The following is a 12,890-nucleotide window of genomic DNA, read 5'->3' on the forward strand; positions in this document are numbered from 1 at the left end:
TGCGCCTCTGGCATCAATTACGATGGGTCAGAATCGAATCGACCAGACCGTATTCCACCGCTTCAGGGGCGGAAAGGAAGCGATCGCGCTCGGTATCACGTTCAATCTGTTCTAATGATTGACCCGTATGAAGCGCCATAAGTTCATTCATGCGCCCTTTAACTTTCAGAATTTCACGGGCATGAATTTCGATATCGGTCGCCTGGCCCTGGTAGCCGCCCAACGGTTGGTGAATCATCACGCGCGAATTCGGCAGGCAAAAACGTTTACCTTTTGCCCCTGCGGTCAGCAAGAAAGCGCCCATCGAGGCCGCCTGGCCCATACAGATGGTGCTGACATCAGGCTTGATAAACTGCATGGTGTCATAGATAGACATCCCGGCAGTGATCACCCCGCCTGGGGAGTTAATGTACAGATAGATATCTTTTTCTGGGTTTTCCGCTTCTAGGAACAGCATCTGCGCCACAATCAGGTTCGCCATGTGGTCTTCAACCTGGCCAGTCAGAAAAATGACGCGTTCCTTAAGTAGACGAGAATAGATATCAAAAGAGCGCTCACCGCGTGAGGTCTGTTCAATGACCATCGGCACCAGCGCCATATGGGGTGCAAAGTTATCTCGTTCGCCGCTGTATGACATTTCCGTCTCCTGGATAAAATTGAAAAAACCTGCTGTACCGATTGTAACCTTATGGACGGATTATCAGCTAGTCCCTGTGTTATGGGTACGGCATCACCATATTTCAAGCATAACAATCTTTTGTTGTTACGCTAACACCGAAAGAGGCTTTTCGCACGGTTCCATGCAAAATTCATGACAAAAAAAAGCCCACCACCTGGCGGTGACGGGCCTTTGTGCGAATTTAGCGCGTTATGCTGCGTAAATTACGCCTGCTGGTTCATCAGCTCGTTGAAAGTGGTTTCTTTTTCAGTCACTTTCGCTTTCGCCAGTACAGCTTCAACAGCCTGTTCTTCCAGAGCAACATTGCGCATGTTGTCCATCAGTTCTTTGTTTTTGCTGTAGAACTCGATAACTTCTTTCGGATCTTCGTACGCAGAAGCCATCTCTTCGATCAGGCCTTTCACGCGCTCTTCGTCAGCTTTCAGCTCGTTGGTGCGGATAACTTCGCCCAGCAGCAGGCCAACAACTACGCGGCGTTTAGCCTGTTCTTCGAACAGTTCGCGCGGCAGTTCCAGAGCTCGTTTTTCGTTGCCACCGAAACGCTGTGCAGCCTGGCGACGCAGAACGTCGATTTCGCTGTCGATCAGCGCAGCCGGTACGTCGATGTCGTTAGCTTTTACCAGACCTTCGATCGCCTGAGACTTAACGCGGTTACGGATGGCGCTCTTCAGCTCGCGCTCCATGTTTTTACGCACTTCAGCGCGCAGACCTTCTACGGAACCATCTTCAACGCCGAAACGTTTGATGAATTCTGCAGTCAGTTCCGGCAGTTCACGCTCTTCAACTTTCTTCAGGTTGATAGCGAATTTCGCTGCTTTACCTTTCAGATTTTCTGCGTGGTATTCTTCCGGGAAGGTCACGTCGATGGTGAACTCTTCGCCAGCTTTGTGGCCTTTGATACCGTCTTCAAAGCCCGGGATCATACGACCCTGGCCCATCGCCAGTACGAAATCAGACGCTTTACCGCCTTCGAACTCTTCGCCGTCTACAGAACCGGTGAAGTCGATGGTTACGCGGTCTTCTGCTTCAACGGCGCCGTCTTTTTCTTTCCAGGTCGCCTGCTGTTTACGCAGAGTATCCAGCATGCCGTCAACGTCAGCGTCGGTCACTTCAACGATCGGTTTTTCAACTTCGATCGCTTCCAGACCCTGCAGTTCAACTTCCGGATAAACTTCAAACTCTACAGAGTAGGTGAAGTCTTCACCCAGCTTGTATTCGCCCGGAACATAAGTCGGTGCGCCAGCCGGATTGATTTTTTCTTTAATGATGGCGTCAATGAAGTTACGGCTCATCAGGTCACCCAGAACGTCCTGGCGTACAGACGCGCCATAACGCTGAGCAACGATATTCATTGGCACTTTGCCTTTGCGGAAGCCGTCAATACGTACTTTTTTCGCAACGTTGACCAGCTCGCTTTTAACAGCGGTCTCGATGCTGTCAGCAGCGATAGTAATCGTTACACGGCGGCCAAGGCCTTGAGTGGTTTCAACTGAAACTTGCATCTTGTTACCTCAAAAAATCACAGTGCTCGGTCAACTCTTACCCCGCAAGCACAGGTTGTTGGCTTCGCGGAACCGGGATGTTCTTATAATCAATCACATTCCCTGTTACCAGAATCATCCCGAAAGCATTCAAATAGGACGCGGCATTATAGCGGCATCACTTTTATGAGTCGAGAACGGTTATTGCGCGCTGTCGCGTATTTTTTCACAATTCCCGGGCAATTTTCGTCTAAATGCTGGGCAAAAAGCGCAAAATCCAGACAAAACAAAACGGCCCGCAGGCCGTTTTTCATAAAATCTTTAGCAACATACTGGAAAAGCGCCGACAGTTGCAAATGCGTTTTTACGCGATGCTTCCTGCTCCACGACAGGGAGGAGAGGCAAAGACGGTGTCCTGCAACCCTTCCCACTCCTTAATAGTGTAAGTATGCAGAGCCAGCGCATGAACGGTAGTAGAGAGTTCCTCCGCTAAAGTACTGTAAATCATTCGATGACGATTCAGAAAACGTTCACCCGTAAAACGATCGCTGACCAGCACAACTTTAAAATGGCTTTCAGAGCCGGCTGGGACATTGTGACGATAGCTTTCATCCACTACTTCGAGGAATACGGGTTGGAACGCCGCCCTTAATTTTTCTTCTATCCGCTCACGTATCATCATGAAATATCTCCTCCGACAACGCTGAGATGTCATCCATCCCTTTAAATACTAGCCGCTTTTACCGTTTCCATTGCAGCTTAACAACAAATATTTAGGTTTCGTCCTGGTTTTTCCGTCAAGCGTATGAAGTTTACTGATTTAAAGATTGAAACACAGGCCTCGCATCAGCGTTTCTTTTACCAGGGGTGATTATTTCGCCAACATGATGAATTTACATGCCTTACCCACTTCCCCTCGCCGTTGGCAATGTTATGATGGCGGGAATTTTTACCAAACACGCTTAAGAGTCTCTGAGAGCCCGAACATGTTCAAAAAAATCCTCTTCCCGTTAGTTGCTCTGTTTATGCTTGCAGGATGCGCAAAACCGCCAACAACTATTGAAGTTTCCCCGACGATTACACTGCCACAGCAGGATCCAAGCCTGATGGGCGTCACCGTAAGCATTAATGGTGCCGATCAGCGTACCGATCAGGCGCTGGCAAAAGTCACCCGCGATAATCAAATCGTTACCCTGACCGCCTCCCGAGATCTGCGTTTCCTGCTGCAAGAAGTGCTGGAAAAACAGATGACCGCGCGTGGTTACATGGTTGGTCCGAATGGCCCGGTTAATCTGCAAATCATCGTTAGCCAACTGTATGCTGACGTGTCCCAGGGCAACGTGCGCTACAACATCGCGACCAAAGCGGATATCGCCATCATCGCTACCGCGCAGAATGGCAACAAAATGACCAAAAACTATCGTGCCAGCTACAACGTTGAAGGTGCGTTCCAGGCCTCCAACAAAAATATCGCCGATGCGGTTAACAGTGTGCTGACCGATACCATCGCTGATATGTCTCAGGACACCAGCATCCACGAATTCATCAAGCAGAACGCGCGTTAATTTCTGCCCTCTGGCCCGGTGCAAACCGGGCCTGTAGACGCCCATGTCCAGTCAATATTTACGTATTTTTCAACAGCCGCGTTCAGCCATATTGCTGATCCTGGGTTTTGCTTCCGGGCTACCGCTCGCCCTGACATCCGGTACCTTACAGGCCTGGATGACGGTCGAGAATATTGATCTCAAAACCATTGGTTTCTTCTCTCTGGTAGGCCAGGCTTACGTTTTTAAATTCCTCTGGTCACCGCTGATGGACCGCTACACGCCCCCATTTTTTGGGCGGCGGCGCGGTTGGCTGCTCGCCACGCAAATCCTGTTATTAGTCGCCATTGCGGCGATGGGTTTTCTCGAACCTGGCACCCAACTCCGCTGGATGGCGGCACTGGCGGTGGTGATCGCTTTTTGCTCGGCCTCCCAGGATATTGTCTTCGATGCGTGGAAAACCGATGTGCTCCCGGCAGAAGAACGTGGTGCGGGCGCGGCAATCAGCGTGCTGGGTTACCGTTTAGGGATGCTGGTTTCCGGCGGCTTAGCCCTGTGGCTGGCAGATAAATGGCTGGGCTGGCAGGGCATGTACTGGTTGATGGCGGCGCTGTTGATCCCTTGTATTATCGCGACGTTGCTTGCACCAGAACCGACCGACACCATTCCTGTGCCAAAAACGCTGGAACAAGCGGTTGTTGCACCTCTGCGAGATTTCTTTGGTCGCAATAATGCCTGGCTTATTTTGCTTCTTATCGTGCTGTATAAGCTGGGCGACGCATTCGCCATGAGCCTGACAACCACGTTTTTGATTCGCGGCGTCGGGTTTGATGCGGGTGAAGTAGGCGTGGTTAACAAAACGCTTGGCTTACTGGCGACCATTGTGGGCGCATTGTACGGTGGGATTTTGATGCAGCGCCTGTCGCTGTTCCGGGCGCTGCTGATTTTCGGCATTTTACAAGGTGCGTCTAACGCTGGTTACTGGCTGCTGTCGATTACTGATAAGCATCTCTACAGCATGGGCGCAGCCGTCTTTTTCGAAAACCTCTGTGGCGGGATGGGCACATCAGCCTTTGTCGCGCTGTTAATGACGCTGTGTAATAAGTCATTTTCCGCTACTCAATTTGCCCTGCTCTCAGCGCTTTCCGCTGTAGGACGAGTTTATGTCGGCCCCGTGGCGGGTTGGTTTGTTGAAGCACACGGCTGGTCGACATTCTATCTATTCTCCGTCGCCGCTGCCGTACCGGGGCTTATTTTGCTGCTGGTTTGCCGCCAGACGCTTGAATATACACGAGTAAATGACAACTTTATCTCCCGTACCGAATATCCGACAGGTTATGCCTTTGCCATGTGGACACTGGCGGCGGGCGTCAGCCTGTTGGCCGTGTGGTTACTGCTGTTGACGATGGACGCGCTGGATTTGACGCACTTCTCTTTCCTGCCTGCTCTGCTGGAAGTCGGGGTTTTAGTCGCCCTTTCTGGCGTCGTGCTTGGTGGTTTGCTGGATTATCTGGCTCTACGAAAAACGCATCTGACGTAATCTGTAAATATTATTTAGCTGTAGTAATCACTCGCCGTAATTATTACGGCTAAATAAACATCAGTATCGCTTAATAATATTTGTTCTTTTGTGCGGCTTAGCGTTTGGAAATTATTGACGCAATTTATGAATTCTATTTTTTCTTACACGATTCAGCTAATGAGTCTTTATTTTCCCCCCACCCAATTGTCACCATAATGATAATTATTTGTTAAACAATTGTTTTATTCCAGATTGGTTATACCAATTGCCCGTCCAAACTCCTTCTGCACTCCCCTTTCGTTATAACGCCCTTTTGCAACAGCTTCTTAAAATCAACTTGATATGTTTTGCAACATATGTAACCTGACAGCCAAATCCAAGTAACAGGAATTTAATCATGCTTACAGTAATGTAACCTCCCCGTAAAATGCCCACACACTTTAAACGCCACCAGATCCCGTGGAATTGAGGTCGTTAAATGAGACTCAGGAAATACAATAAAAGTTTGGGATGGTTGTCATTATTTGCAGGCACTGTATTGCTCAGTGGCTGTAATTCTGCGCTGTTAGATCCCAAAGGACAGATTGGTCTGGAGCAACGTTCACTGATACTGACGGCATTTGGCCTGATGTTGATTGTCGTTATTCCCGCAATCTTGATGGCTGTTGGTTTCGCCTGGAAGTATCGTGCGAGCAATAAAGATGCTAAGTACAGCCCGAACTGGTCACACTCCAATAAAGTGGAAGCTGTGGTCTGGACGGTACCTATCTTAATCATCATCTTCCTTGCGGTACTGACCTGGAAAACCACTCACGCTCTTGAGCCTAGCAAGCCGCTGGCACACGACGAGAAGCCCATTACCATCGAAGTGGTTTCCATGGACTGGAAATGGTTCTTCATCTACCCGGAACAGGGCATTGCAACCGTGAATGAAATCGCTTTCCCGGCGAACACTCCGGTGTACTTCAAAGTGACCTCCAACTCCGTGATGAACTCCTTCTTCATTCCGCGTCTGGGTAGCCAGATTTATGCCATGGCCGGTATGCAGACTCGCCTGCATCTGATCGCCAACGAACCCGGTACTTATGACGGTATCTCCGCCAGCTACAGCGGGCCGGGCTTCTCAGGCATGAAGTTCAAAGCTATTGCAACACCGGATCGCGCCGAATTCGACCAATGGGTCGCAAAAGCGAAACAGTCGCCGAACACCATGTCTGACATGGCTGCGTTCGAAAAACTGGCCGCGCCTAGCGAATACAACCAGGTGGAATATTTCTCCAACGTGAAACCAGACTTGTTTGCCGATGTGATTAACAAGTTTATGGCTCACGGTAAGAGCATGGACATGACCCAGCCAGAAGGTGAGCACAGTGCACACGAAGGTATGGAAGGCATGGACATGAGCCACGCGGAATCCGCCCATTAAAGGGGTTGAGGAAGAATAAAGATGTTCGGAAAATTATCACTTGATGCAGTCCCGTTCCATGAACCTATCGTCATGGTTACGATCGCTGGCATTATTTTGGGAGGTCTGGCGCTCGTTGGCCTGATCACTTACTTCGGTAAGTGGACCTACCTGTGGAAAGAGTGGCTGACCTCCGTCGACCATAAACGCCTCGGTATCATGTATATCATCGTGGCGATTGTGATGTTGCTGCGTGGTTTTGCTGACGCCATTATGATGCGTAGCCAGCAGGCTCTTGCCTCGGCGGGCGAAGCGGGCTTCCTGCCACCTCACCACTACGATCAGATCTTCACCGCGCACGGCGTGATTATGATCTTCTTCGTGGCGATGCCTTTCGTTATCGGTCTGATGAACCTGGTGGTTCCGCTGCAGATCGGCGCGCGTGACGTTGCGTTCCCGTTCCTCAACAACTTAAGCTTCTGGTTTACTGTTGTTGGTGTGATTCTGGTTAACGTTTCTCTCGGCGTGGGCGAATTTGCGCAGACCGGCTGGCTGGCCTATCCACCGCTATCGGGAATAGAGTACAGTCCGGGAGTCGGTGTCGATTACTGGATATGGAGTCTCCAGCTATCCGGTATAGGTACGACGCTTACCGGTATCAACTTCTTCGTTACCATTCTGAAGATGCGCGCACCGGGCATGACCATGTTCAAGATGCCAGTATTTACCTGGGCATCACTGTGCGCGAACGTACTGATTATTGCTTCCTTCCCAATTCTGACGGTTACCGTCGCGTTGTTGACCCTGGATCGCTATCTGGGCACCCATTTCTTTACCAACGATATGGGTGGCAACATGATGATGTACATCAACCTGATTTGGGCCTGGGGCCACCCGGAAGTTTACATCCTGATCCTGCCTGTTTTCGGTGTGTTCTCCGAAATTGCGGCAACCTTCTCGCGTAAACGTCTGTTTGGTTATACCTCGCTGGTATGGGCAACCGTCTGTATCACCGTGCTGTCGTTCATCGTTTGGCTGCACCACTTCTTTACGATGGGTGCGGGCGCGAACGTAAACGCCTTCTTTGGTATCACCACAATGATTATCGCCATCCCGACCGGGGTGAAGATCTTCAACTGGCTGTTCACCATGTATCAGGGCCGCATCGTGTTCCATTCTGCGATGCTGTGGACCATCGGTTTTATCGTCACTTTCTCGGTGGGCGGGATGACTGGCGTGCTGCTGGCAGTACCGGGCGCGGACTTCGTTCTGCATAACAGCCTGTTCCTGATTGCGCACTTCCATAACGTTATCATCGGCGGCGTGGTCTTCGGCTGCTTCGCAGGGATGACCTACTGGTGGCCTAAAGCGTTCGGTTTCAAACTGAATGAAACCTGGGGTAAACGCGCGTTCTGGTTCTGGATCATCGGCTTCTTCGTTGCCTTTATGCCGCTGTATGCGCTGGGCTTCATGGGCATGACCCGTCGTTTGAGCCAGCAGATTGACCCGCAGTTCCACACCATGCTGATGATTGCAGCTAGCGGTGCAGTACTGATTGCGCTGGGTATTCTCTGCCTCGTTATTCAGATGTACGTTTCTATTCGCGACCGCGACCAGAACCGTGACCTGACTGGCGACCCGTGGGGTGGCCGTACGCTGGAGTGGGCAACCTCTTCCCCGCCTCCGTTCTATAACTTTGCCGTTGTGCCGCACGTTCACGAGCGTGATGCATTCTGGGAAATGAAAGAGAAAGGCGAAGCGTATAAAAAGCCTGACCACTATGAAGAAATTCATATGCCGAAAAACAGCGGTGCAGGTATCGTCATTGCAGCTTTCTCCACCATCTTCGGTTTCGCCATGATCTGGCATATCTGGTGGCTGGCGATTGTTGGCTTCGCAGGCATGATCATCACCTGGATCGTGAAAAGCTTCGACGAGGACGTGGATTACTACGTGCCGGTGGCAGAAATCGAAAAACTGGAAAACCAGCATTTCGATGAGATTACTAAGGCAGGGCTGAAAAATGGCAACTGATACTTTGACGCACGCGACTGCCCACGCGCACGAACACGGGCACCACGATGCAGGCGGAACCAAAATCTTCGGATTTTGGATCTACCTGATGAGCGACTGCATTCTGTTCTCAATCTTGTTTGCTACCTATGCCGTTCTGGTGAACGGCACCGCAGGCGGCCCGACAGGTAAGGACATTTTCGAACTGCCGTTCGTTCTGGTTGAAACTTTCTTGCTGTTGTTCAGCTCCATCACCTACGGCATGGCGGCTATCGCCATGTACAAAAACAACAAAAGCCAGGTTATCTCCTGGCTGGCGTTGACCTGGTTGTTTGGTGCCGGATTTATCGGGATGGAAATCTACGAATTCCATCACCTGATTGTTAACGGCATGGGTCCGGATCGCAGCGGCTTCCTGTCAGCGTTCTTTGCGCTGGTCGGCACGCACGGTCTGCACGTCACTTCCGGTCTTATCTGGATGGCGGTGCTGATGGTACAAATCGCTCGTCGCGGCCTGACCAGCACTAACCGTACCCGCATCATGTGCCTGAGCCTGTTCTGGCACTTCCTGGATGTGGTTTGGATCTGTGTGTTCACTGTTGTTTATCTGATGGGGGCGATGTAATGAGTCATTCTACCGATCACAGCGGCGCGTCCCATGGCAGCGTAAAAACCTACATGACAGGCTTTATCCTGTCGATCATTCTGACGGTGATTCCGTTCTGGATGGTGATGACAGGAGCTGCCTCTCCGGCCGTAATTCTGGGAACAATCCTGGCAATGGCAGTGGTACAGGTTCTGGTGCATCTGGTGTGCTTCCTGCACATGAATACCAAATCAGATGAAGGCTGGAACATGACGGCGTTTGTCTTCACCGTGCTAATCATCGCTATCCTGGTTGTAGGCTCCATCTGGATTATGTGGAACCTCAACTACAACATGATGATGCACTAAGAGCGGCGGTTATGATGTTTAAGCAATACCTGCAAGTAACGAAACCAGGCATCATCTTTGGCAACCTGATCTCGGTGATTGGGGGATTCCTGCTGGCCTCAAAGGGCAGCATTGATTATCCCCTGTTTATCTACACGCTGGTTGGGGTGTCACTGGTTGTGGCGTCGGGTTGTGTGTTTAACAACTACATCGACAGGGATATCGACAGAAAGATGGAAAGGACGAAGAATCGGGTGCTGGTTAAAGGCCTGATCTCTCCTGCTGTCTCGCTGGTGTACGCCACCTTGCTAGGCTTTGCTGGCTTTATGCTGCTGTGGTTTGGCGCGAATCCGCTGGCCTGCTGGCTGGGGGTGATGGGCTTTGTGGTTTATGTCGGCGTTTATAGCCTGTACATGAAACGCCACTCGGTCTACGGCACATTGATTGGTTCGCTCTCCGGCGCTGCGCCGCCGGTGATTGGCTACTGTGCAGTAACCGGCGAGTTCGATAGCGGCGCAGCGATCCTGCTGGCTATCTTCAGCCTGTGGCAGATGCCTCACTCCTATGCCATCGCCATTTTCCGCTTTAAGGATTATCAGGCGGCAAACATTCCGGTATTGCCAGTGGTAAAAGGCATTTCGGTGGCGAAGAATCACATCACGCTGTATATCATCGCCTTTGCCGTTGCCACGCTGATGCTCTCTCTTGGCGGTTACGCTGGGTATAAATATCTGGTGGTCGCCGCGGCGGTGAGCGTCTGGTGGTTAGGTATGGCCCTGCGCGGTTATAAAGTTGCTGATGACAGGATCTGGGCGCGCAAGCTGTTCGGCTTCTCTATCATCGCCATCACAGCCCTCTCGGTGATGATGTCCGTTGATTTTATGGTGCCGGACTCGCATACGCTGCTGGCTGCTGTTTGGTAACACAACCTCTCTATTAAAAAGGTGCTACGGCACCTTTTTTATTGTCTGAGATCAGAGATACGGCTAATAACCGTATGTCTTGACAGAGTGAGCAGATGAACATAAATTAATCATACGGTTGATAGCCGTATTATGTATGAGATCGACTCCCTACGATTTCATTCAGTTAATCAAAGAGGTCATAATGCCTGGAAAAACAGCCACTCTACCCGATGTCGATAAAACGCTGAAAAATGCGCGGGTCGAACTCAAAACTAGTCCCGACGCCAAAAACAAACTTCGTGAAGCTGCGCAAGCCGTTGGGGTAGATTTAAGCGCTTTTATTTTGAGCGCTGCTATGGAACGCGCCGAAAGTGTGCTTGATAACCAACGTCGCCGTGAGCTTTCGAATCAAAGCTGGGAACTGATGAACCAACTCATCGCTGAACCTGCTCAACCGACGCTCGCCCTCAAGGCGTTAATGAAAAGGAAAAACAGCGATGGTCGACAAGCATGAAGAGATTACTCTGCCCATAGTCCTCTCCTGTAATTATCAGTCTGATATTACTTATCCTGGGCAAAAACAGTTTGATTGCGGTAACTCTGTTATCGATAAATTTGTACGCGCATCGCTAAAGAAAAGTGTGCGTAATAGCGACTGTGCGGCTAAAGCACTTATTGACAGACAAAGTGGTGAACTGATCGGCATCTGTACTTTTACGGCATATTCGCTGGAAAAACAACGCGTTTCTGGCGTCCTTCAGGGTTCACAACCTTCAGAAATTGGTGTTGTCAGATTAGTCATGTTGGGGGTAGCACGGAAGTATCAAAAGCGGGGCTTTGGTCAGGACCTACTATGTGATTTTTTTGAACATGTAAAAATAATTCACCAGGCATTACCAATTAAAGGGGTTTATCTTGATGCTGACCCTGCCGCCATTAATTTTTATGCTCGTCTCGGCTTTGTTCAGCTTTCAGCGACACCAAATGCTTTTGGTGCTGTACCTATGTTTTTGGCGATTCAGCATATTCTCGCGGCTTAGATTATTATCGCCACCCGCCAGGGCAAGTTTTGCCTTAGCCGGGGGCTGAGCAGCGTTACCACTTTTGTTCAATTGCCCCCGCTTTCAGCAACTCCACATCCTTGCCGTTAATGGTTGCCGTTGCGGCAACGATTGTGGTCCTTACAGTTGCACAAGATTTTCGCTCAAATTCCGGTTTATAAAGAATAAGAGACGAATTACTGGTAAATGAACCAAATAGGTAATCAGTAAAGCTAATATTCAGCCGGTTTAAACCGAAAGGCGCGAAGCCAACCGTTTGGTTAATCTCCTTACCGGATGGGCGACGAATGCTGAATGTCACGCGAAGATTGGCCACTTCGCCTAATTTATTGGTGGTGGCGAAGAGGCTATCCATGCAGGAAAAACCTTTATCTAAAAAATTATCTCGCATCCCAGAACGGGTAACCGTAATCACGGGTAACGTATCGTCAACCGTTTTTCTGTCAATCATGTCTTTTCGACAAGTAGCCAGAAAGTCTTCCGGGCCACCATAAATGTGGACACCTTTATCAAGATATTCCTTCGCTTTCTTACAATCTACCTCAACATACTGACCATTGGCGTACATAATGCCCAACCGGTGATGCTGCCAACTTACTGATTTAGTGTATGATGGTGTTTTTGAGGTGCTCCAGTGGCTTCTGTTTCTATCAGCTGTCCCTCCTGTTCAGCTACTGACGGGGTGGTGCGTAACGGCAAAAGCACTGCCGGACATCAGCGCTATCTCTGCTCTCACTGCCGTAAAACATGGCAAATGCAGTTCACTTACACCGCTTCTCAACCCGGTACGCACCAGAAAATCATTGATATGGCCATGAATGGCGTTGGATGCCGGGCAACTGCACGCATTATGGGCGTTGGCCTCAACACGATTTTACGTCACTTAAAAAACTCAGGCCGCAGTCGGTAACCTCGCGCATACAGCCGGGCAGTGACGTCATCGTCTGCGCGGAAATGGACGAACAGTGGGGCTATGTCGGGGCTAAATCGCGCCAGCGCTGGCTGTTTTACGCGTATGACAGTCTCCGGAAGACGGTTGTTGCGCACGTATTCGGTGAACGCACTATGGCGACGCTGGGGCGTCTTATGAGCCTGCTGTCACCCTTTGACGTGGTGATATGGATGACGGATGGCTGGCCGCTGTATGAATCCCGCCTGAAGGGAAAGCTGCACGTAATCAGCAAGCGATATACGCAGCGAATTGAGCGGCATAACCTGAATCTGAGGCAGCACCTGGCACGGCTGGGACGGAAGTCGCTGTCGTTCTCAAAATCGGTGGAGCTGCATGACAAAGTCATCGGGCATTATCTGAACATAAAACACTATCAATAAGTTGGAGTCATTACC

At 50.3% G+C, this 12,890-nt stretch carries 13 protein-coding genes and 1 pseudogene; 10 read left to right on the plus strand and 4 right to left on the minus strand.

What is annotated here, in order from left to right:
• Positions 1-13: 13 nt before the first annotated feature.
• The 3 genes from clpP to bolA form a co-directional block, all read right to left on the minus strand.
• Positions 14-637 carry an ATP-dependent Clp endopeptidase proteolytic subunit ClpP gene (clpP, locus tag C1P89_RS13505; RefSeq protein WP_000122253.1) on the minus strand — a complete coding sequence of 208 codons (624 nt, stop codon included), beginning with the start codon at positions 635-637 and terminating at the stop codon, positions 14-16.
• A gap of 245 nt (positions 638-882) precedes the next feature.
• The gene (tig, locus tag C1P89_RS13510; protein WP_001198387.1) at positions 883-2,181 is read right to left on the minus strand and encodes a trigger factor; all 1,299 of its coding nucleotides are present in this window, start codon (positions 2,179-2,181) and stop codon (positions 883-885) included.
• A 343-nt stretch (positions 2,182-2,524) separates the two neighbouring features.
• Positions 2,525-2,842, minus strand: coding sequence for a transcriptional regulator BolA (bolA, locus tag C1P89_RS13515; protein WP_000973448.1), 318 nt, complete (start codon positions 2,840-2,842; stop codon positions 2,525-2,527).
• A 304-nt stretch (positions 2,843-3,146) separates the two neighbouring features.
• On the opposite strand from bolA, the gene C1P89_RS13520 reads away from it, so the two are divergent.
• The 9 genes from C1P89_RS13520 (at position 3,147) to C1P89_RS13560 (ending at position 11,522) form a co-directional block, all read left to right on the plus strand.
• Positions 3,147-3,725: a lipoprotein gene (locus tag C1P89_RS13520; protein WP_001295326.1), complete on the plus strand. Its 579-nt coding sequence runs from the start codon at positions 3,147-3,149 to the stop codon at positions 3,723-3,725.
• A gap of 43 nt (positions 3,726-3,768) precedes the next feature.
• Complete coding sequence (gene ampG / locus C1P89_RS13525; RefSeq protein ID WP_000098441.1) at positions 3,769-5,244, plus strand: muropeptide MFS transporter AmpG; 1,476 nt, start codon at positions 3,769-3,771, stop codon at positions 5,242-5,244.
• Positions 5,245-5,704: 460 nt separating this feature from the next.
• On the plus strand, positions 5,705-6,652 hold the full coding sequence (gene cyoA / locus C1P89_RS13530) for a cytochrome o ubiquinol oxidase subunit II (RefSeq protein ID WP_001239441.1): 948 nt from the start codon (positions 5,705-5,707) through the stop codon (positions 6,650-6,652).
• Positions 6,653-6,673: 21 nt separating this feature from the next.
• On the plus strand, positions 6,674-8,665 hold the full coding sequence (gene cyoB / locus C1P89_RS13535) for a cytochrome o ubiquinol oxidase subunit I (RefSeq protein ID WP_000467180.1): 1,992 nt from the start codon (positions 6,674-6,676) through the stop codon (positions 8,663-8,665).
• Positions 8,655-9,269: a cytochrome o ubiquinol oxidase subunit III gene (locus C1P89_RS13540; RefSeq protein ID WP_000179819.1), complete on the plus strand. Its 615-nt coding sequence runs from the start codon at positions 8,655-8,657 to the stop codon at positions 9,267-9,269. The genes cyoB and C1P89_RS13540 overlap by 11 nt, the downstream gene beginning before the upstream one ends.
• Positions 9,269-9,598, plus strand: coding sequence for a cytochrome o ubiquinol oxidase subunit IV (locus C1P89_RS13545; protein WP_000019869.1), 330 nt, complete (start codon positions 9,269-9,271; stop codon positions 9,596-9,598). The genes C1P89_RS13540 and C1P89_RS13545 overlap by 1 nt, the downstream gene beginning before the upstream one ends.
• An 11-nt stretch (positions 9,599-9,609) precedes the next feature.
• Positions 9,610-10,500: a heme o synthase gene (cyoE, locus tag C1P89_RS13550; protein WP_000971327.1), complete on the plus strand. Its 891-nt coding sequence runs from the start codon at positions 9,610-9,612 to the stop codon at positions 10,498-10,500.
• Positions 10,501-10,684: 184 nt separating this feature from the next.
• Complete coding sequence (locus tag C1P89_RS13555; protein ID WP_001297137.1) at positions 10,685-10,996, plus strand: type II toxin-antitoxin system TacA family antitoxin; 312 nt, start codon at positions 10,685-10,687, stop codon at positions 10,994-10,996.
• Complete coding sequence (locus tag C1P89_RS13560; protein ID WP_000227791.1) at positions 10,980-11,522, plus strand: GNAT family N-acetyltransferase; 543 nt, start codon at positions 10,980-10,982, stop codon at positions 11,520-11,522. The genes C1P89_RS13555 and C1P89_RS13560 overlap by 17 nt, the downstream gene beginning before the upstream one ends.
• A gap of 55 nt (positions 11,523-11,577) precedes the next feature.
• Here the strand turns inward: C1P89_RS13560 and C1P89_RS13565 are convergent.
• Positions 11,578-12,123: pseudogene (locus C1P89_RS13565) on the minus strand (SEL1-like repeat protein); the annotation flags it as partial.
• A 54-nt stretch (positions 12,124-12,177) separates the two neighbouring features.
• Here C1P89_RS13565 and C1P89_RS13570 point away from each other — a divergent pair.
• Positions 12,178-12,875 (plus strand): IS1-like element IS1A family transposase gene (locus C1P89_RS13570; protein WP_237158176.1). Its coding sequence is split into 2 segments (ribosomal slippage): positions 12,178-12,427 and positions 12,427-12,875, totalling 699 coding nucleotides; the frame shifts between segments, so codons are not numbered across the junction.
• Positions 12,876-12,890 lie beyond the last annotated feature (15 nt).

Origin of the sequence: Shigella sonnei, from assembly GCF_002950395.1 — a bacterium.
In the GTDB taxonomy this organism is placed as follows: Bacteria; Pseudomonadota; Gammaproteobacteria; order Enterobacterales; family Enterobacteriaceae; genus ECMA0423.